At 61.2% G+C, this 21,309-nt stretch carries 15 protein-coding genes; 7 read left to right on the plus strand and 8 right to left on the minus strand.

Annotation, left to right across the window (positions count from 1 at the left end):
* Nucleotides 1-34: 34 nt before the first annotated feature.
* The 6 genes from IB262_RS12735 (at nucleotide 35) to IB262_RS12760 (ending at nucleotide 9,255) form a co-directional block, all read left to right on the plus strand.
* A complete protein-coding gene (locus IB262_RS12735) occupies nucleotides 35-1,288 on the plus strand; it encodes a glycosyltransferase family 4 protein (RefSeq protein ID WP_051659390.1) in 1,254 nt (417 codons plus the stop codon).
* A gap of 174 nt (nucleotides 1,289-1,462) precedes the next feature.
* Nucleotides 1,463-2,935, plus strand: coding sequence for a DUF6212 domain-containing protein (locus IB262_RS12740; RefSeq protein ID WP_162731851.1), 1,473 nt, complete (start codon nucleotides 1,463-1,465; stop codon nucleotides 2,933-2,935).
* On the plus strand, nucleotides 2,922-5,603 hold the full coding sequence (locus IB262_RS12745) for a glycosyltransferase (RefSeq protein WP_113079994.1): 2,682 nt from the start codon (nucleotides 2,922-2,924) through the stop codon (nucleotides 5,601-5,603). The genes IB262_RS12740 and IB262_RS12745 overlap by 14 nt, the downstream gene beginning before the upstream one ends.
* A gap of 38 nt (nucleotides 5,604-5,641) precedes the next feature.
* The gene (locus IB262_RS12750; protein WP_113079995.1) at nucleotides 5,642-6,820 is read left to right on the plus strand and encodes a polysaccharide pyruvyl transferase family protein; all 1,179 of its coding nucleotides are present in this window, start codon (nucleotides 5,642-5,644) and stop codon (nucleotides 6,818-6,820) included.
* 142 nt (nucleotides 6,821-6,962) lie between these two features.
* On the plus strand, nucleotides 6,963-8,135 hold the full coding sequence (locus IB262_RS12755; RefSeq protein WP_034798026.1) for a polysaccharide pyruvyl transferase family protein: 1,173 nt from the start codon (nucleotides 6,963-6,965) through the stop codon (nucleotides 8,133-8,135).
* Between the two features lie 25 nt (nucleotides 8,136-8,160).
* Entirely contained in the window at nucleotides 8,161-9,255 is a 1,095-nt protein-coding gene (locus tag IB262_RS12760; protein WP_246802631.1) for a glycoside hydrolase, read from the plus strand.
* Nucleotides 9,256-9,305: 50 nt separating this feature from the next.
* On the opposite strand, the gene IB262_RS12765 is transcribed toward IB262_RS12760, so the two are convergent.
* On the minus strand, nucleotides 9,306-9,548 hold the full coding sequence (locus IB262_RS12765; RefSeq protein WP_034798024.1) for a hypothetical protein: 243 nt from the start codon (nucleotides 9,546-9,548) through the stop codon (nucleotides 9,306-9,308).
* 354 nt (nucleotides 9,549-9,902) lie between these two features.
* Here IB262_RS12765 and IB262_RS12770 point away from each other — a divergent pair, with 354 nt between their 5' ends.
* Nucleotides 9,903-11,357, plus strand: coding sequence for a TrkH family potassium uptake protein (locus IB262_RS12770; protein WP_034798022.1), 1,455 nt, complete (start codon nucleotides 9,903-9,905; stop codon nucleotides 11,355-11,357).
* Nucleotides 11,358-12,178: 821 nt separating this feature from the next.
* Here IB262_RS12770 and opgC read toward each other — a convergent pair.
* From opgC to IB262_RS12805, 7 genes are all read right to left on the minus strand, one after another.
* Nucleotides 12,179-13,285, minus strand: a complete 1,107-nt coding sequence (gene opgC, locus IB262_RS12775) for an OpgC domain-containing protein (protein WP_192493629.1) — start codon at nucleotides 13,283-13,285, stop codon at nucleotides 12,179-12,181.
* Nucleotides 13,286-13,821: 536 nt separating this feature from the next.
* On the minus strand, nucleotides 13,822-16,182 hold the full coding sequence (locus tag IB262_RS12780; RefSeq protein WP_110819094.1) for a polysaccharide biosynthesis tyrosine autokinase: 2,361 nt from the start codon (nucleotides 16,180-16,182) through the stop codon (nucleotides 13,822-13,824).
* A 73-nt stretch (nucleotides 16,183-16,255) separates the two neighbouring features.
* Complete coding sequence (locus IB262_RS12785; RefSeq protein ID WP_113079998.1) at nucleotides 16,256-17,161, minus strand: UTP--glucose-1-phosphate uridylyltransferase; 906 nt, start codon at nucleotides 17,159-17,161, stop codon at nucleotides 16,256-16,258.
* Nucleotides 17,162-17,165: 4 nt separating this feature from the next.
* The gene (locus IB262_RS12790) at nucleotides 17,166-18,182 is read right to left on the minus strand and encodes a glycosyltransferase family 2 protein (RefSeq protein WP_192493630.1); all 1,017 of its coding nucleotides are present in this window, start codon (nucleotides 18,180-18,182) and stop codon (nucleotides 17,166-17,168) included.
* On the minus strand, nucleotides 18,182-19,108 hold the full coding sequence (locus IB262_RS12795) for a glycosyltransferase family 2 protein (RefSeq protein ID WP_192493631.1): 927 nt from the start codon (nucleotides 19,106-19,108) through the stop codon (nucleotides 18,182-18,184). Before IB262_RS12795 ends, IB262_RS12790 begins: the two co-directional genes overlap by 1 nt.
* Nucleotides 19,105-20,085 carry a glycosyltransferase family 2 protein gene (locus tag IB262_RS12800; RefSeq protein WP_192493632.1) on the minus strand — a complete coding sequence of 327 codons (981 nt, stop codon included), beginning with the start codon at nucleotides 20,083-20,085 and terminating at the stop codon, nucleotides 19,105-19,107. The genes IB262_RS12795 and IB262_RS12800 overlap by 4 nt, the downstream gene beginning before the upstream one ends.
* Nucleotides 20,082-21,305, minus strand: coding sequence for a glycosyl transferase family 1 (locus IB262_RS12805; RefSeq protein WP_192493633.1), 1,224 nt, complete (start codon nucleotides 21,303-21,305; stop codon nucleotides 20,082-20,084). Before IB262_RS12805 ends, IB262_RS12800 begins: the two co-directional genes overlap by 4 nt.
* Nucleotides 21,306-21,309: the final 4 nt, after the last annotated feature.

Below are 21,309 nucleotides of genomic sequence, written 5' to 3' on the forward strand. Positions count from 1 at the left end.
CAGGCTGTCCTTTCAACGGCTATAGGCAGGGAATATGCACGTAGCATTTGTACACCGGCGCGGCTTCTGCCAGTTCGCCGCTCTCGCGTCTCATTTGGCGCAGACGGGAAATGAAGTGACACTCGTGACGGAAACCGTGGATCAGCGGATTCCGGCAACGCGTGTCGTTCGCCACAGAGCAGAACCCGGCCCGCAGGCCAATTCGCAGATGGGAAGGCACCTTGGTGTGCCTGACCATCATGTCCGGATCGGTCACCGGGTCGCCGAAACCTTCGATGCCATGGCCCGCCAGGGGCAGGTGCCCGACGTTATCGTCGGGCACATCGGCTGGGGCGGTATGACCTTCGTCAAGGATGTGTTGCCGAATGTCCCGGCACTCGGCTATTGCGAGTTTTTCTACCGCGCCGAAGGGGCCGATATCGGCTTTGCCCCCGACGACAAGCCCGACCAGGATACGCGTAAGCGACTGCGGCTGCGCAACATGTCGCAACTCCTGACGCTTGATGCGATCGATGGCGGCTTCAGCCCGACCCAATGGCAACGGAGCCTTTATCCGGCGGAGCATCGCGCCCGTATCGCCGTCTGCCACGAGGGCGTCGACACTCGCGTCTTCCGTCCCGATCCGTCGGCATCGTTGAAGCTTCCGGACGGACGGGTGCTAAAGGCGGGTGATCCGCCGATCGTTACTTTCGTCGCCCGCGATCTCGAGCCCTATCGCGGCTTCCCGCAGGCGTTGGAGGCGGCCGCAAAGGTCGCGAAGCGCCATCCCGATGCGCTTTTCGTTTTCGTCGGTGGCGACGGCGTCAGTTACGGCGCCCCACCGCCCGGTGGCGGCTCGTGGAAGGACTATCTGCTTCAATCCCTGAATATCCCGGCCGACCGGTTCCTGTTTCCAGGCGTGGTGCCGCATGGTGTCCTCAAGCAGCTGTTCCAGATTTCAACCGCCCATATCTATCTGACCTATCCTTTCGTGCTTTCCTGGTCGGTCTTGGAGGCCATGGCCTGCGGCGCTCTCGTCATTGGATCGGACACCGCGCCGATGCAGGAGGTGTTGAGCTCCGGCCGCAACGGCCTGCTCGTGCCGTTCTTCGATACGGATGCGCTCGCGGAGGCGATCTCTGGCGCTTTGCAGCAACCGGAGAAGTATTCCGACTTGCGTGCAGCCGCCCGCCGCACCGTCGAGCAAAGGTTCCGTCTGGGCGATTGCATTGCGCGACAGATGACATTGCTGGATAAGGCAATGGGAACCCCCGGATCCACTCAAATATTACGGGTCTCATCTGCATAATACTTCAAAAGCCGAACTATTATTTCACGAAAAACGCAAATATAACTTATTGTGCAGTGCAAATAACCTTGATATGCTTTCTCTAGGTCGTTGAATTCGCCGGTTTATTTCGGATTGGGGGATTCAACTACAGAGAGAATTCGGTTGAATTGAGGGTGGCGCGTGCAAGGGTTGGTGTCTTCTGGCGTGAGGTATTCGCAGGCGAAGAGAAAGCTGGTGTTGGCCTCGGATCACGATAGGGCGAGTGTCCAGGGCAGTGGCATCGAGCACCTGGTTCATTTTCTTCCGGCAGGCGATCGGCCTGATGCGACCCTGGAAAACGTGTTTCCATTGATCGGGCTCGCCTTTTCTAGCGAGGGCGAGGCGGATCTGGCCGACGGCATCGTCTCGCTGCGAGCACTTGGCACCGTCCCGGATATCCCGATCAAGCGCTTGAGCGCCGAGGCCGTCAGCGAAAGCGCTGGGCTCATTCAAACGCTGGTCGATGGTGGTGTCGGGCGGCTTGCCCGGTTCTCGTCGGCAATCACATCCGAGCTTGCGCTGCTTCGCCGCGAGCGTGAAACGCTGCTTGAAAACTACCGCGCGCTCGAAGATGCGTTCCAGGCACGCAACTGGGAACCGGTCGCCGAAGTCTTTGCGCACGACCCCTATGTCGATCCCAAGGACGAGGGCATCGGCCATCTGATTGCCAATGCCTTTGTCGAACAGCTCCTGCCGGTCTCCAGCCATGGCGTCGCCGGCATCGGGCTTCACTTCAACTCGGTCCCGCGGGACGGCGGCGAACTGGTCGTTGTCTTGAGCTATGTCGAGAGCGGCGAGGGGGTTGCCGAGTGGGCCGTTCCATTCTCGCAGCTCGTTCCGAGCTGGAACTTCTTTGCCCTGCCGCGCACCTGCGGGGGAGGCGCGAAGACACTGCGGCTGCGCGTTTCGACGACCGGTAGTGAAACGATCGGGCTTTCGCTCGGCTATCCCATCGCCAGTGAACACTATACGGCTCGGTCCGAGACCCGACACGCCGACCTTGATCTGCGCCCTCTAGCGTTCCGCGTCTACACCGGCCTGCCCGGCGTCAAGCCGACGCGCATGCCCAACATGATCGCGCCGACCGCGCTGCTCGACGGCCACTTCATCGAGGACTACCGGCTTTCGGTCGATCTGCTCAGCCAGATCGTTGACGTATCGGTGACGCCGGTCGTCCCGGAATTCCAGACCGTGCGCTTTCTCGAACACGAACACGCCGTCGTCTGCCATCCGCTTGCAAATGGGGTATCGGCCGGCGCCGTCGGTCGCGCTGTCGAGCCCGGCACCATATCCTTCTCCGCAAGCGCTGTGGTCGATCATCCCAAGGGCGCCCCGGCAGCCGTCAGCTTCCTGCTCGCGCCAGCGGGCTCGAACGCGCGCTCCGAAGTGGCGGAACTGGCTCGCAAGGGGGTGGTCAAGCCGTCCGCCTTCTTCAGCGGCTGGCGCGAGGTCACCAATGAGCAGCCGATCAACATCAACTTCCAGCTCGACGAGCCGGTGCGCCAGCCCATGGATCTGATGATCCTCAGCCGCGCCGTAACCGACTCGGTCGATTTCTCCTGGCTCAAGGTGTCGGGCTTCCGGATGGTCAAGCAGTCGAGTGGTGCGTCTCATGTCCAGCAATAGCGATCCAAGGGACCTCGTTGCGATCGCCATGCCGCTCTATGGCCATGCGGCGCTGGCGCTCGAAGCGCTCGAATCCGCGCTTGCATCGGACCTCGAGGGCTGCCGTATTGCCATCGTCGTTTCGGTCGACGGCGACCCGCGGCAGGAAACCTTCGATCAGCTGTTGCTCTATTCCGGGGCCCACCCTGATATCCATGTGGTCTTCGGGCGAAACGCCGGCCCCGGCGGCGCGCGCAACCGCGCCATCAACTACGTGCTCGAAAATCTGCCCGAGGCGAAGGCCGTCTATTTCCTTGACGCCGACAACCGAGTCCTGCCGGGAACGATCGAGACCCTCTATCGGCGCCTGCACGAAAGCGGCGCCGGCTGGGTCTATACCAACATTGACACCTTCTCGGTGAGCTGGCGGGCTCACTACGGCAACCAGTATTCGCGGCTCGTCCACTGCATCACGGACAACATCTGTGACACCGGCTCGATGATCTCGATCGAGGTCTTCCAGGAAGGCGTTCGGTTCAACGACGACCGACAGAACGGTTTTGAGGATTGGGAGTTCTGGCTTTCCTGCGTCGAGCACGGCTTTGTCGGAACGCCCTGCCATGACACGACGTTCGAATACCGCCTGCGCGCCGAAAGCCGTTTCAAGGAAGCCAACCGCGACCGCGCGACATCCGTGAGCTTCCTCAGAAAGCGCCACAAGGCGCTGTTCCAGCGGCCGATGCTCGTCGATTTCGAGCATGAGGAGTGCCCGCGTTATCTCTTCGCGCGCACCGAAGACGCGGCGATCTCGTTCTTCACAGATCCGACGAAGCAACCGAAGCGGCTGCGCCTCGACGACATCATCCCAGCCTTCTGGGCCAGCACCGGCGAGCCCGACAACGTGCATTTTCCGCCCTTCGTCATGGCCGGCAGCGGTGCGACGATCGATCTGCTTTTGCGCTCGCGCATGCTGCCCAACGTGCTTTGTCACCTGGAGCGCCTGAGTGAGAAAGCCAACGTCGTTTTCGTTCATCTCGGCAACGACGCGACGCAGCGCAAGATCGAGCCGACCTTCCTCGACGCCGGCGCCCAGCATCTCGGCCAACCGGATCTCATCTTCATTTCGACGGCGCTCTTGCGCGACGTCATCCGCAACAATGCGCTCGACTGGTTTGCTTCTATCGGCACGCAGCAGGTATGGCCGACCTCGGCGGTTCTCAATGTGCGCTTCCCGTTCCCGCGCGCCCTGCCGCGCCGCACGCTGATCACGCCGCAACAGGTGATGATCAACTGCGTCAACGCGATCGCCACCAGTCCGCTTCGCCGCACGGCCGGCCGTCGCTGGACCTGGCGCCCCGCGCGGCTCATGCCCTATTCAGACCTGCACAAGGCCTTGCGAACGGAAATCGGCGGCTCGCCGGTGCTGCCGCTCGGGCACAGCGAAGCCGGCAAGAAAACTGCAGCGCTTCTCGTGCCGAACGCGTCGTTTGGCGGCGCCGAGAAGGTCATCTACGCCGCCTCGCGTGAACTTAGGGCCGCGGGCTACGAGACGCATCTGTTCGTGCTCGGCACCAGCCGGATGGACGTGATCGACGAGTTCGATTCGAGCTTCGACTATGTTCACTTCTGGGATCAGGGCATCCCGGCCTGGGGCGGCTCCGGCTCGTTCCTCGGCCAGGATTTCATTGCCGACCATCATGAAGTCGATTGGGGTGCGCTTAAAGGTCAGCTCTCGGGCTTCGATCTCGTCATCAACAACCACGTGATGGCGATGCATCCGCTGATCGCGCGGCTGCGCTCGGAAGGGACACGCACGGCGTGCTATCTGCACGTCGTCGACAACACGCCGTTCAAGCGCCCGGCCGGCCAGCCCTTTGCAGCCATCGCCCACGAGCATTGCTACGACGCCTTCCTCACCTGCTCGGAACAACTGAAGTTCTACCTGCACAGCTTCGGCGTGCCGCTCGAAAAGATCTTTGCCGTTCCGAACGGCGCAAGTTTCTCCGTGCCGCCCAAGGTGCTTGCAGACGTGCTGCAGGTGCGGCGGATCGAGCGCAAGGACGACCGGCTGCGGCTGCTCTACATGGGTCGTCTTGACCAGCAGAAGGGCATCGACCGCCTGGCCGCGACCATTGCAGAGCTGCGTGCGGCGCACGTGTCGTTCGACGCGCGGGCGATCGGTGGCGAGATCCTGGCGGATGCCTCGTTCTCCTGGACGGACCGGCTCAAGGAACTGGGCGTCGACGTGCGCCCACCGGTCTTTGCCAGCCGCGACCTGATCAAGGCGCTCGGCTGGGCCGATGTTCTGATCATGCCTTCGCGCTGGGAAGGTGCCCCGCTGATGATCGCCGAAGCCCAACAGCTCGGGTGCGTGCCGATCGCAACCGCGGTTGGCGCCGTCGACGAACTGATCGTCGATCGCGAGGACGGCATCCTGATCGATGCCTCCTCCGATCCCCAGGTGGTGCGCGACATGGTCAAGGCGATCGCCGAGGTTTCGCGCGATCGCAACCTGCTGGCTCCGATCATGGAAGGGTGCCTGAGAACAGCGGCGCGTCGCGGCTGGGCGAACTCCTTTTCGGAGTTCCTCGGCTGGTGCGACGGCGCCGTGAACAATTCCTCGCTTTCGCGCGCCAAGGTCATCCGGGCGCGTGAGACATCCAATACCGGCGTCGCAGCTGCAGGCTGATCGACCCGTACGACTTTTCAAAAAGAAGGGACTTACGCATGCGTCCAAGAATCCTCCTGACGGGTATTCCTGGTCATTACACGCGCCTCGCAAACGGCGCCAATGGCCTGTCGGTTTCCTATTCGGAACGGCAAAAACAGCCCGAATCCAAGGACGAGTTTCTTCAGGAGCTTCGCAACATCAGCAACACCGGCAACTATCTGATCGGTGAGGGGGCTCTGCGCGCCATCACGCCGCACGCCAAGCAGATTCCGTTCTGGCATCTTTACAACGCCCACAAAAACGGCACCGGTTTCGATGAATTCAACAACAACTTCGACATCTGCGTGTTCACCTGCGCCAATCTGTTGCGCAAGGGGCTTTCTGCGGATGCCGAGGCTGATGTCTTGAGCAAGCTCAAGATGCCGATCGTCATGCTCGGTATCGGCCACCAGAACCGCAAGGACCTGGAAACAGGCCTGCCGGAGGGGACGAAGCGCCTGCTCGATGTTCTCAAGGACCGCGAGCACTACTTCCTGACCCGCGGCTACGAAACCGCCGGCTACCTGAAGGACCAGGGATTCAAATACGTCCGGCCGACCGGCTGCCCCTCGGTCTATTTCGCGCCGAACAATATGCGTGCCTCGATGAAGAAGCTGCCCGACGTCAAGATCGGTCAGGCAAAGACCATCTTCTCGGGCTATCTCGGCGCCAATCACGATTGCATCGTCGATGCGATCGCGCTGAACCCGGAAGGCGCCAAGCCCCAATACATCATCCAGGACGAATTCCTGCACTTCGATATGAAGGTCGAGCCGGATGCCGATGGCAGGGTCTTCGATTCCTGCTCGGGCAAGATGCTCGGGGAACTGGCTTTTCCGGGCGCTGAGCGCCAGAAGGTGCCCTTCGATGTACGCACCTTCTTCGATACCAACATGTGGCGCGCCTGGGCCTCGCACATGGACTTCAATTTCGGCCGTCGTTTCCATGGCTCGATCATCGCCATGCAGGCAGGCGTGCCGAGCCTGATGGTGGCCGTCGACGACCGCATGCGCGAAATGCTGGGCTTTACCGGCCTGCCGTCGGTCGACGTCCAGGAGCTCGAAAAGGCGGAAAACCGGGCGGAGTTCGTTGCCAGCCATCTGGCCGGGCTGAACGCATCGGAACTGGTCGACCGCTACTCCGATCGCGAACGCAATTTCCGTACGGTGCTGCGCGAGATCGGCATCGGCCTCTAAGCCGGGATGCCTCGGACGCGTTCGATCCGAGGCGCTCAATTCATGATGTTCGGGCGGCACGGTGAGGTTTGCAGATCCGCTTCCTCGTGCCGCCCTCCCTCTTCCTCAACTCTGTGGGCCAGTCCACAAACCAGGTGTATCGATGCGTATCCTGCTCACCGGAATCCCTTCCTACCTCCAGCGTACCGTGGCGCGCGTTTCCGGTGCGACGGTTCATCACAAACCCTACTTCGACGATATCCGAAGCAAGAAGGATCTGGTCGACCAGGTCAAGAAGATCGCCAACACCGGCAACTACCTGATCGGCGAGGGCGCAGCTTATGCCTTGCGCGGTCATGACGTGACCTATGTGCCGTTCTGGCATCTGGTCAACAGCCGCGGCGCCAACGACGTCTACGATGCCCTGAACAAGGAATTTGACATGTGCGTGTTCGCTTCGGCGAACCTGCTGCGTCCGGGATACTCGGCCGATCTCGAAGCGGATGTGTTCGAGAAGCTGAAGATGCCGGTTCTGGTGATGGGCATCGGCATCCAGAAGCGTGAAGGTCTGAAAGAAAACCTGCCGGCCGGTACGTTGCGGTTCCTCGAGGTCTTGAAGCAGAAGGAAAGCTTCTTCCTGACCCGCGGCTATTTCACCGCGGAGTTTCTGCGCGCGGAGGGGATGAAGTTCGTCAAGCCGACCGGCTGCCCCTCGCTCTTCTTCGCTCCCAACGAGATGCGCCACTCCTTGACGTCGCTTGCCAACGCAGACCTTGCCTCGGCACAGAAGCTCGCGCTCGGCGGCTATCTCGGTAGCGTCGCCGACACCATCGTCGATGCCCACGCGCTCTTGAAGCCGGAGAGCGTGGCCAGCTACGTCATCCAGGACGAAGTCGTCGCCTATAACCTCACCCTTCCCGTGGATGACAACGCGCCGGTCTATGACCGCTCCAGCGGCCGCATCACCGGCAAGACCGAATACAAGCATCAGGAAAAATGGCAGCGGCAGAACGAACTGATGGTGTTCTTCGACACCAACCAGTGGCGCGCCTGGTCATCGACCCGGGACCTGTGCATCGGTAGGCGTTTCCATGGATGCGTCATCGGCATGCAGGCGGGCACGCCCTCGCTGATGATCGCCGTCGACGACCGTATGCGCGAGATGCTCGAATTCATCGGCTTCCCCTATATCGAAGCGGGCGTCTGGAACCGTGAGGCGGACAAGAAGGCTCATCTCGCCAACTTCCTGTCGAAAATCGATGCGCAGGCGGTTACCGAACGCTACTCGGCATGCGAGGCGAACTTCCAAAGTGCGCTTAAACAGGTTGGCATTTAATCTGCCCCTGAACCGGGCAGCGCCCTTGGCGCTGCTCCTGGCCGCCTTGATCGCCTGGGCGGGGCTTTCGCGTGGCGCTCCGGCGTTTGCGGGCGAGACTGCGGCCGCGCGCTACGGCATCAATCGGCTCAATCTCGCCTGGCTGGAACGCACGGATCAGGAACGCATCCTTCGCGCCATTGCCGACAGCGGCGCGACGCATGTGCGGCTATCGTTGTCGCGCCCTGTCGACAAAAGCATCGACGCGCTGGAGATCGCCAACCGGCTGGGTCTGCGGATCCTGCTCGAAATCCAGCTGTCGAACAAAAGCTATTATCCGGACAGCGTTCGCCCGCGCACCGGCTTCGGGCGCATCTGGGATATCAACCGGTTGTCCGATCTGGACCTTGATCGTTACCGCGCGGGCCTGGCGTCAGCACTGCAGCGCATCGATGCCCTTGGCATCCGTCTGGACGCGGTGGAACCCGGAAACGAGATCAACCTCGCCGGCTATAACGGGGGCCTCGCCGTCTACGAGAAGCCGGGCCAAGCGACGCCGCGACATCTCGGCGAACTCAAGGATGCCCACGCGTTCGGCAAGGGTCTCGACAACTACGTCGAGGCGCTGAAGATCACCCGCGACGCCGTAAGAGCGAGCGCCAACAGCAAGGCGATCATCGTCTCCGCCGGGCTCTCCGACATGGGGGCCAAGGAAGCGGACCGCCAGGGAATGGAGCGGCTGGATCCGGGCGAGGTGATTGCCCTTTTGAAGGCGCGGGGCATGGACGCGCTCGTCGATGCCTATGGCATTCACATCTACCCGGCGCGCAAGGATAAGGCTGCAATCACCTCGATCGTCACCAAACTTCTCGATTTCTGTGCGCCTGCCGACAGAGGGCGGCCCTGCTGGGTGACGGAATGGGGGATTGCCAATACACTGCGCAGCTGCCCCGTCGATGATCGCGAACGCGAAGGGGCGATGACGGCCATGCGGACGGTCTTCGAGCGGTTTTCCGAAGAAAATCGCCTGAATGCGGCCTACTACTACGACTGGGACACCCAGCAAAACTACCGGCTATGGCGCTGCGGTGCTCTAAGCCCGGCCGGCGCGCTTGCGATCGAACCGGCCAAGGGTGATTGATGCAAGGCATTTTTAGCTGTGAGCTGGATGGAGCGAAGCGCCCTTGTCGATCAGCGGCGCGTTGCGCGGCTCGTCGCCGGTTCAAGCCCCTTGCCGCGGTAGGTGACGGGAATGCCGAGTTCCTCGTGGGTTCGCGCCAGCGTTTCCAGCCAGGTCGCCAGTTCCTCCGGGACCATTTCGTCCCCGGTCTCCATCGCCTCGATCCACGCCAGGTTGCAATGGAGGGCGCTTGCCAGATTGATCGGCGTCCAACGAAGAACGAGAAGGCATTGGGTGAAACGGGCGGGGGTCATCGGTTGTGCTCAAGGTTGCATGTGGAATGAATGAAGCAGGCTTTACACGTGGAAATAAGTCAAGGTGATGACTTGCCGCGGCCAAAAGACGTGATCTTTTCGTGAGTTAGAATTGATTGGGCAAAATGCCGCAGTGCAGCATGGAAATGGCGCCTTTCGCGCGGCATTTGCCGGGAACGCGTGGACCCGATTGCCGCGCCCATGGGACAAAATCGGCGAAAATACGGGACTGACTGTTGGTTACCAGAGGGTTCTCTACCCCGAGCCGGTGCGAATCGCGCGCCTTTGAGGTTGAATGGCCGCAGATCCAGAGGACCGATTCGGTCCTGGACATTGCGCTGAGGCGATCAACCGTTGCATGCACCCCTCTACCAGACCGCGATCAACATTGCCGCGAAGGCCGCGTTCTATCTGTCGCTCGCGATGCTGCTGCCGGCCGCAGTCGATCTGTTCTATGGTCATCCCAACTGGAGAGTGTTTGCCGGTTCGGCCTTTGCGACTGGCGGTCTGTCGCTTCTGGCGATCGCCGCCACGCAGGGCGGCTCGCCGCTGTTCAGCCGCAAGATGGGCTTTCTGGTCGTCAATCTTCTCTGGATCGTCGTGTCTCTCGTCGGCGCCGTGCCCTTCTGGCTGTCGTCGCTGAAGCTCGATTTCGCCAAGGCCTTCTTCGAATCGGTCTCCGGCATCACCACGACGGGCTCGACCGTCATCAGCGGCCTCGACCATGCGCCTCCGGGTATCCTTCTCTGGCGCTCGGTTCTGCACTGGCTCGGCGGTATCGGGATCGTGGCGCTCGGGCTCTTCGTCATGCCCTATCTCAGGGTCGGCGGCATGTCCTTCTTCAAGATGGAGTCCTCGGACACCACCGAAAAGCCCTTCGCCCGCATCGTCACCTTCACGCGCGCCTTCATCCTGATCTATGTCGTGATGACGGTGACGTGCACAATCATCTTCTCCTATCTGGGCATGAGCCGTTTCGACGCGATCAACCACGCAATGTCGACGGTCGCGACCGGTGGCTTCTCCACCCACGATGCCTCGCTCGGCTACTTCAACAGCCTGCCGATCCTCTGGGTCGCAACCTTTTTCATGACGCTGAGCAGCCTGCCGTTTTCGGTGCTCATCCTGTTTATCGTTCGTGGGCGGCTCGATACGCTGAAGGATCCGCAGATCATCGTCTTTCTGTCCTATCTGACGGCACTTGCGCTCGCCGCAAGCCTCTACCAGCGGATCGTCAACGGGGTCTCGGCGCACGAGGCATTGGCGCACGGCTTCTTCACCGTCTCGTCGATCCTGTCGACGACCGGTTTTGCAAGCGACGATTATATGCTCTGGGGTGAGTTCATCGTCGCACTTGCCTTTGCCGCCACCTTCATGGGTGGTTGCTCCGGCTCGACGGCAGGCGGCATGAAGGCCTACCGCTTCATCATCATCTTCAATTCAATCCGCGCCGGTCTTTTCAAGCTGATCTACCCCAATGCGGTCCACACGGTGCGCTACGGCAAGACACTTGTCGACATAGACGTGCAGCGCACCGTGTTTATGTTCTTCACGGCCTACATGTTCATCTGGGCTTTCGGCAGCCTGGCGATGGGGGCGATGGGCTATGATCTTGTCACGGCGGTGTCGGCGGTCGCAACGGCGCTTTCAAACGTTGGCGCCGGGCTCGGCCCGATCATCGGGCCGGCCGGCAACTTCTCGACGCTGACCGACCCGGCGCTCTATCTCCTGTCGCTCATGATGCTGCTCGGCCGTCTGGAAATCCTGACGGTGCTGGTCATCCTGACACCGCTCTTCTGGAGAGATTGAGCACTGTCGTGATTGTTTTGAAATCATCCTCCTTCCGTCAACTGGAGAAGGGTTGCTCATCCGGCGGGTTGCGTTGTGCATGAGCCGGTGCTTCGCGGTCGGTCGTACGACCCCTACAACTAGCGAGGCGGCGGCAGGCTAAGACCATCTACAACCGGGCGAATAGGCTAATCGAAATTTGGACCTTATCTGTCAGAGCGTTGTAGCTTTCTGGCGACGTCGCTGTTTTCTCCGCAGCATTCGGTGACAATGCCCAAACAGCGTTGCCGCTCCAAGGCAATCGCCTCAGCAACCATCGTCGTAGGGTCACGTTGTCCTCGTGCCAGATGTCGGGCTGAAATGCTCCAGGCCATCATGGCAGTTTCGTCTGAAATCATGGTTTGTCCCAGCTGCTATGAACTCGTCTGAGTGTAGGAGCTGACGCTTTCGCGAAACGTGCACGCAATGCTAGATTTCTTGCATCAACTCCTTGTGGTTAGGAATGAAATGGGGACGAGGCACTTTCTACGGAAATTGGTTGACTACATGTTGTTCGGGCGGTCAGAGCCCGACGAACTCCCACGACTTAGCGAAGAGCAGAAATTTCTCCTGAAGCAGTTTAGGCTCGGGCTCATCACTGAGCAGGAATGGCGGGACTTACTCGAACGCGATCCGACTTTGTCTGCACACTTTAAGGCGCGGGATCCCCGCGTATCTGCGAGGTGAACGTAAGTTCGAGAAGCGGTCGAACTAGCCGGTTTTAGGCTCAGGGTTTAAGTGCTGCGGGCAACAATGTGTCTGTTATCTGGAGCAATGCTCCGGCCGCCAGCTGAATGATAAGGTCAAGACCGTTTTGGGATCGATATTGCGGTATGCGCATGCCAGGTGGCTTTTCGCTGTCGCTCCTCAAGTAACCACGCGACGGCCAACTGCAAGAGGCAACCGGCAACCAGTAATATCGCTTGTACCAGAAGCGACGGGTTTGGTGTGGCGGCCACAACTGTCTTGGCTACACAAACAAGGATTACGCCGACGGAAAAAACAGGAAGGCTGTGCTTACCGGCAGCGCAGACCAGGCGAAAGGCTGGCTGACGGGCCGCGAGCTGCACGGCTCGGATGTTCCAGGCAAGATACAGGATCGCCAGTACATTTAGGACGCGCAGCGGGCCGCTGTTCGTTTTAGAAACGAGCTGATGATACAGCTCGCTGAACGGCGGCTCTGTAAGGCGAAGATACACGGCAAGATTTATCGGGATGGCAGTGATCGCAAAGATGGCGGCCACGAGGAACACCACGCGATTGTAGCTGAGCACGGGCATCGACCGTTTCAGTCCAATGCCGACAACGATCCCGATGATGAACAAAAACTGCCAAGAAAACGGATCAAAATACCACTCACGTCCATCTAGGGCCCAGTTCCGAAGATTGATGTGACCAATCCCAGCGGCCAACCAGACCAGGCACGAAAAGCTCAGCAACATCGTTCGCGAGCGACTGTGAAGCCAGATGGCAAACGGCGTGAGACCAAGCAGCACCATATACAAAGGCAGGATATCGAGATTTCCCGGCATGTACATGAGCAGAATGGCCTCGGCTCCATGCTGAAAAGGCGCGCTCCAGAATGAATTCATATCGGACCAAGTCGATGGACCAACGGCCAGCATCAGTGCGGCCGAGATGCTTGCCAGCACCGAAAACAACAAGACGTGGACGAGATACAAGGCGAAGGCGCGTTTCCACGGTCGCAGGAACAGGACCGAACCATCGGTGCGATAGTAGGCAAGGGCAGCGGATATTCCAGCCAAGAGAACAAAGACATCGGAAGCATCTGCGAAACCGCGAGAATGCTGCACAAAACCCGAAAACGTGAACTCGGAGTGGCCGACAAAGATCAAGAGGAGAGCGAGCCCACGCAGAAGATCAATCCTGCTTTCTCGTTGCTTCTCCATTTATCTCCCCGTTTGGATTTCGGCGGCGCTAAGGCCTGAGGAAATCCATACGAGAAAATCGTTAGTTTCTGATATCCGGCTAAAGGAACATTTTTAACGAACTCGTTGAGCGAGCGTCACGTGGCCGCTACGCCACGACAATGGCCCGTTCACTCGACCTGGTACCGTAGGGAGCCAGCAGGGCTCGGGCGTCCAGAAATGCATCAATCTCCAAACTCAGGTGAGACCGCCTGGATGCCCCCAAGCTCACGTTCCGATTCAGACAACGACAAAAAGCAAAGCGCTTGCGACCAGAATCAGCGCTCCGAGCGTCGCTAAAATGATCGCAATCAGCTCACTGTCATATTTCGGCATATCGCTGTTCATCGCCACGGTCTCACGGTTTGCGGCACGTATCATTTAAACATGATAATAACAATCATATTTTATGGGGCTCACGCGGCAAATGACATACGCGATCCCGCAGCTCCCATGCACTCTCAGCATCCTCGGACCATTTCCGATCCGAGGTACGCAGTTTTGGCGGATGCTGAGCCTCATGCAGCCTCGGTCTTGCGGCGTGTGCCGGCGCTTTCGATGTAGTACTTCTCATAGCGGTGGCGATAATGCTCGGCACCGCCAAAGTCGCTGTACTTTGCCAGTTCCTGCATGTCGGTCTTGTTGAGGATCACGCCGAGGATCTTGGCATTGATCTGCGGCTCCGAATGCAAGAGGTCGCGCACCAGGCGCGACGGCGTCCGGCCCCATTCGGCGACATAGAGGAAGCCGTCCGCAAGCGGCGCGAAGGCCTTGGCATCGACGACCGGGGCGAGTGCCGCGAGATCGACGACGACATAGTCGAAGGACTTGCGTGCATTGTCGATGAGCTCGGCCATGGCCGGCGACGCAAGCAGCTCATGGCTGTCATACGGGCCGTTGCCGTCCACTGCTTCACCGCCGACCGGCAGGATCGCAAGCTTCGTCTGCTGGTCGATCTTGATGCCCGCCGGCCAGGATGCCTGCCCGGTCAACGCTTCCACCAGACCCGCCTTCGGCGGCGGATTGATCATCTTGCTCAAACCCGGTTTGCGGATGTCGGCATCGATCAGAAGGGTCTTCTTGCCGCTTGCGGCAAGAAGGGCCGCAAAATTCGCGGCAATGATCGACTTGCCTTCATCGGGCACCGCCGAAGCGATGCCGATGACGCGTGAACCGTTGCCGGTCAGCATCCGGTCGCAGGCGAGCTTGGCGTTGCGGAAGGTCTCGGTGAAGGACGAGCGCGGAGCGTCGAGCACGATGCGGCTGAGGCGCTCGAACGACGGCGCCCCTTGCGTTACCGGCGGCGGCATCTTGTTCTTCATCAGCTTGGCGCGAACGAGATCCGTCGTTCCAGGGTGACGTGGGCCGACCAATGGAATGTAGCCGAACGACCGGTGCCCGAGGATGGCGCGCACGTCGCCTTCGAGCCGGAACGTCCGTTCGCGGAACTCCTGGAAGGCAGCAAACGCGCCGCCCGCCATCAGGCCGAGCACCGCCGAAAGGGCCAGCACCATCGTCTTCTTCGGGCTCGAAGGCGAGGCCGGGACGCCGGCGCTGGAAATCACCCGCGCCTTGGCGATCGGGAAGGAGCGCTGCTGCGAGGCCTGCTCGTAGCGGTTCAGATAGGTCTCATAGAGCGTCTTCAGCGCGGCTGCCCGCTGCTCCAGTTCGCGCAGGTGCACGAGCGAGACATTTGCATTTGCGTTGCGGCCGGTGGTGCCTTCTATGTTTTCGCGCAGCGACGCTTCGCGTGAGCGCGCCACCTCGTATTCGTTGCGGTAGCTTGCCGTCAGCTGCTGCAGTTCCTGGAAGATCTGGCGGCCGACATCGGTTTTCTCCTTGCGCAGCGACACGGCCTGCGGATGGTCGGCGCCGAAGCTCTGGCTCACGTCCTGTTCGCGCTTGCTGACCGCAAGGTAGCGCGTGCGCAGATCGCGGATGACCGAGTTGTCGCCTTCCTTGGCGGAAATCGTGGCGTTCTTGACGGCCGTCTCCGGTCCCTGGTCGACGATCGCCTGGAATTGCTTGTAGCGCGCCGAAGCGCTTGCGCTATCGGCCTGGGCAATGATCAGCTGGCTGTTGAGATCGGCGAGCTGCTGTTCCGACATGAGTTCGCCGCGCGCAAGCGTCAGGCCGTTTTCGCTGCGGTATTTTTCGACCTCTAGAGACGCGGTCTGCGTGCGCTGCCGAAGGTCTGCAAGACGTTCCTGCAGCCAGACCGAGGCCCGTTCGGTCGCCTCGAAATTGGCGTTGAGCTGGTCGTTGAGATAGGCGTCGGCATAGGTGCGAACGATGCCGGCGGCAAGCTGCGGATCGCTGGAACGATAGGCAAGCGAGACGACGGAGCTTCGCGTCACGCGTTCGACGGCCAGTCCCTGCTGGAGCAGTGCCGCCGCCTTTTGCCTGCGGCCGTTGCGGGCCATATCCTCGGAAATCTCCGGCCCGCTCGAGAAGATGCCCGTAACGGACTTCAGCCCGTCCTTGACGACGTCGAACGGCGAGCGCGGCGGATTGAGGACGGTGTCGTTGTCGGCAAGGTTCATCTTGTCGACGACACGCAGGGCGAGTTCGCCGGATTTCAGGATTTCCACGGCGCTGGCAATCTGGGTGTCGAGCAGGGCGCTGTTTTGTGGCGGCGCCTGTTCTTCGGCAAATTTCGACAGGTTCTCGTCGAGAAGGACCTGCGTTGCCGATGTGTAGAGCGGTGTTGCGAAGACCAGGTATGCGACACCGAGCGCGATGAAGAGCGCCACAAACAGGCCGACCATTCTGGCGCGACGCAAGACGACCGAAAACAGACGATCGAGGTCGATGAAGCCGTCGGGCTCCTCCACGTTGCGCGGTACGACACTGTTGAAGGGGAGACTTCTTTGATTCATTGGGTCGCTCTGTCCGTTTCCCTTTGGTCCGAAGGCTGGCGCCTCTTCTTTTCAAAAGAGGCGCCGAAGCCAGTTATGCGGCGCGGATGCGGCCTTCGTGAGACAGGACCATGTCCTTGACCGAGGCATAGACCGCGTCGCCGAGATCGGAACGCGCCAGCGCGAAGGCGACATTGGCCGCGATGAAGCCTTCCTTGGAGCCGCAGTCGAACGTGCGCCCATCATAGGGATGAGCGTGAAACGCTTGATTTTGCGAGAGTTTCAGCATGCCGTCGGTTAGCTGGATCTCGTTTCCGGCGCCGCGCGGCTGATGGGCGAGTGTGTCGAAGATCTGCGGCTGCAGGATGTAGCGACCGTTCAGATAAAAATTGGACGGGGCTTCGCCCATAAGCGGTTTTTCGACCATTTGGGTGACTTCGAAGCCATAGGGGACGGCCGCACCCTTGCCGACGATGCCATATTTCGAGGCATCTTCCGGAGCGCATTGCTCGACGCCGACAACGTTGCCGCCGGTCTGACGGTAGAGGTCGACAAGACCGGCCATGCAGCCGCGTCCGCCGTGGCAGAGCATGTCCGGCAGGAGCAGTGCAAAGGGCTCGTCGCCGATGAGATCGCGGGCGCACCAGACGGCATGGCCGAGGCCGAGCGGCGCTTGCTGGCGGGTAAAGCTGACGGAACCGGCGCGCGGCAGCATCTGCTCCAGTTCGGAAATCTGGGCGTTCTTACCGGAGCGGGTCAGCGACGAGATGAGTTCAGGCGTGTCGTCGAAGTGGTCTTCGATCGCCTGCTTGTTGCGGCTGGTCACAAAAACGATGTGCTCGATGCCCGCTTCACGGGCTTCATCGACCGCATATTGCACGACCGGACGATCGACGATCGTCAACATCTCCTTCGGTATCGCCTTCGTCGCGGGAAGAAACCGCGTTCCATTGCCGGCGACCGGGATCACAGCTTTCCTGACGGTCCTGATACGGTCCATGGTCTTATCCTTTACTTACGTGTGGGCTTTCGCCCGAGGTGGGTCGTTCGGCCGCCACCGTCGAGGTGGCAGGCTTCATGCGTGCGATTGGCGCAAGCAGCCGGTGCAATCGCACGGCGATCGGCATTCTGAGGTGCCGAAGCGCTCTGGGGTTGGTCAGAGCCACCTGGGTGGCTCCGGCCAACGATTTGGATTTCAGGTGTTCGACAAGGCGAAGGAAGGCGTGCGCCTCGACGAGGCTTTTGTCGCGCCGGCGCTGCATCGCTAGCGCCTCGGCATCGAGCGTGTGCCTGGCAAGGAATTCCCGGTCGGCCGTCATCATCGCGTCGATGTGGCGCAGTTCGAGCACGCGCGAAATCGAGCCCTCGCGGATGTGATAGCAATAGCCGGCCGAGGGATCGATGACGCATCGGCCGCCATGGGCAAGCGCCGAGGCGAGCAGGATGTAGTCCTCGCCGATGCGGATCGTTTCCTCGAAGCGCAAGCGATGTTCGTTCAGAAACCGGCGCTCAAAGATCGGCTTCATGTAGCCGAAATTGAAGGTGGAGCGGAAAAGCACGTTGGAACCGATGAAGGCCGCAAGCGTCAGCGTCCGACGGCGCTCAAGCTCGGCTTCGGGAAACATGCGCTCCAGCCGCCCATCGAGATTGAGGACGTCGATGTTGTCGACCACAATCGAAGCTTCGGTCGAGGAAGCAAGGCCGATCATGCGCGACAGCCGCTGAGGGCTAACCGTGTCGTCCGCGTCAAGAATGGCGATCCAGTCGCCACGGGCCGCTTCGAGACCGGCATTGCGCGCGCCGCCGGGCCCGCGGTTCTCGGCAAGTCGCAGCAGCCGCACGCGCGGATCAGCGAGTTCTTCGACGACCGCACAGGTCTCGTCCTTTGAGCAATCGTCGACGACGATCACCTCGACGTCGGCGCCCGTCTGCGCAAGCGCACTGTCGATGGAGCGTCGGATCGTGTCGGCAGCATTATAGGCCGCGATGACGAAGCTGACGTCGGGGGCGCGTTGCGTCATCAAGCGGTCGCCGCTCCGTATTGCTGGAGTTCGCGCACACCAATGAGGCCGCTGACGACGCCCGCATGCATGATTGCGCGAAGCGCGTAGCGCGAGCGAGCGACCGGCGATCCGAGCAGCATAAGACTTGCGATGGCGCAATAGCCTGATTTCGCCGTCGCGCGGACGATTTCGGCCACTCGGCTGCCGGCTTGGCCCGGTTCACTCAAGAGCCGGCCATGGGTTTGGCCGGAACGGAAACGACGCTTTGCAAGCCAGGCAAGTCGCGCGCGTTTCTCCGGTACCGGTTCGAAGACCAGCGCATCGGGCGCATAGGCCAGACGCCCACCATCCGCATGTATGTGGCGGAAGAACTCCGTATCCTCACCGCCTGTCTGCCCGAGCGCCAGATTGAACCGCCTGTTGAAGACGACCGGGCGAGTGAGATCGATCAGAACATTGCAGGTGTAGCCCGTGCGGATCTCGCCATCGACCCAGACCGGCCGGGTTGAATGAAAATCGCCGCGGCGCATCCAGTTCGGGGCAGACAGCGTGTATTCGGCACGAACCGGACCGAGCACGACATCGGCGCCGGTCGTTAGGGCGGTATCGAGCAATTGCACGAGCCAGGTCCTCGACACCGTCTCGTCGTCGTCGACGAAGGCGAGATAGTGCCCGGTGCTGTTGTCGAGACAGGCGTTGCGGGCGATGGAAATGTTCGACGCCGGGCAATGCACGTAGAGGATCTCGCAAGGCATGGTCGGGCGCATCTGGTTGACGAGCGCCTCGGCACTCGGCGTCACGTCGTTGTCGGCGACGATAATGCGGATCGCCACATCGGCAGGCACGGTGATTAGCGCGAGGGAGTGCAGCGTTTCTGCAAGCTCCGGCCGGCGAAACGTGCACACCGCTATGTCGATCTGTGTCCGGGCGACGGTGTTGGTCATGGTGCCACCCTCCGGTTACGCGTGGTGAGCAATTCCCGCCAGAAGCCGGCCGACCAGGCAAAATGCATGACCATTGCCGAGATGGCCGCGAGCGGGCCGTAGGGGTTCTTCTGGCCGAGCGCCATCCACATGCCGTAGCCGATGCAGGCCACAGCCCAGAGCACGACCGGAACGACCGCAAGCCAGCTGACGACCGCGAGCAGTGCGCCGACAGCGACCGGAGCGACGGCAAGCGGCAGCAACTGCCTGAGGCTCGGCCAGGCGCGATGCTTCAACACATTGCGCGCGCGTCCGCGCCCATAGGCGAAGTACTGGCGGAAGAGCGGCCCGACCTTTGCGCGGGGGTAGTAGACCATGCTGGTCCGGTCGGTCATCCAGATGCGATAGCCCGCCTGGCGGAAGCGATAGTCGAACTCCGCGTCTTCGTTGTGGCTGAAGATCTCGTCGTAGCCGCCGATCGCCTGGAAGGCGGAAATGCGCATCAGTGCATGGTGACCGTGATCGGCCCAGTGGCTCGCCGCGCCGAGACGGTGCTTGGCGCCGCCATTGCCGAGCTTGGAATTCTGGGCGTAGGCCGTGGCCTTCTGGAAGGGCGTGAAGCCAACCGTCTGCATGGCGACGACGACGGAGTCCGCGCCGGTCAGAAGAGCCTCCTCGACGAGGCGCTCGCAATAGTCATGCGGATAGGTGCCGTGCGCGTCGATGCGGATCATATAATCGAAATCGGTGCCATGGCGTGCGACGGCGAGATTGATCGCAGCACTCTGGATGCGTTTCGGATTGTCGAGCACCAGCACGGCCGGATCCTTCTCGGCGAGACGCGCCGCGATCTCACGGGTGCCGTCGGTGCTGCCGCCGTCGGCGATCAGGATGGCGCCGTTGAGGCGCTTTGCCGCGGGTAGCAAGGCTTCGGCGAGGCCCTGCAGATGTTCCGCCTCGTTGAGGCAGGGAATGACGATGAGGACACGTATGCTCATGACAATCCACCTTCGTTCTGGGGCGTTGAGGTGTTTTGATGTGCTTGCGGGAAGTCCAGCGCGATGCGCGGCGGAGCGGCGGACGTGACGGCCGACAGACGGCGCACGAGGCCCTCGCAATCGCTGCGATTGAAGATCCAGGTTTCCGGCGCGCAGGCGGCGATCCGCCGGGATGTGGCGTCGTAAATCTCGGAGGTCATCGACCCCATGAGCGCGGCAAGCGCGTCGGCATCAGCTTCTTCGAGCAGCACGCCAAGGCCACGTATGGCCAGAAACCGCGCGGTCTCGGTGCCGCGAAGCGCAATCGGCACCCGCCCGAAGCGGCAGCCTTCATAGAGCCGGTTCGGGAGCAGCCATTTGGAGTTCTGACCTTCCTCGAAGAAGTCGATCGCCCAGGTGAAGTGCACGTCGGAGTAGATCGCGCCAAGCTCTTCCGGGCTGCGATAGGGGCCGTGGAACGTCATGAAAGGTTCGTTGCGGATGAAGCCGTCGAAGTCGTCGAACTCGCGATAGGCCGGCCGGCCGCGCAGCACGATCTCGAATCGACCCTCCATGCGGCGCGAGAAGGCCGCCAGCAGCGCAAGTGATTTGCGGCAGCGCAGAGCACCGAACCAGCCAATCCGCCATGGGCCATGTGTCGGTGCGGCGGCAGCGATCACCGATGGTCGCGCATCGGTTTCGTCGAGCTCGAGCACTTTGTTCTCAAGCATCATGGTCGGTGCCGAGATACCCGATAACGGGCGGAAATAGTTCTCGACGAAGGCGGGAGAACTGGTGATCAAAAGGCGCGCGTCACGGCCGAGCAGGCGCTCGCTTGTCCGCAACGCCTTGCCAGCGATGCCGGGGGAAAGGAGTAGGCGGTGAATGTCGAGGCATTCGTAGACGATTGGGACGTCGCCGCCGAAGAGGCTGACGGCCTTCCTGGCGATGGCCAGCATGTCGAGGTTGCGGGCTATGATCAGGTCTGGACGTTCGACGCCGCGCAGCGCCTGCTTCAGCGAGAGACAGCTCTTCGCGATCGCACCGACGCGCTGGACGAACCGGCCGTCATGGGTGTTGCCGAGCTCGACAGGTACGATGCCATCGATCGCCGCCAGCGGGTTTGCGTCGCGCCTGAACCCGGCAAGCGTCACCTTTGCGCCGCCGGCAAGCAACATCAGCACGCGTCGGCGAACGGCGGGGTCGGCAAGATCCTGGGCGAAGTAAAGTATCTGAAGCATGAAC

It is taken from the genome of Ensifer sp. ENS02 (assembly GCF_014851885.1).
Lineage (GTDB): Bacteria > Pseudomonadota > Alphaproteobacteria > Rhizobiales > Rhizobiaceae > Ensifer > Ensifer adhaerens.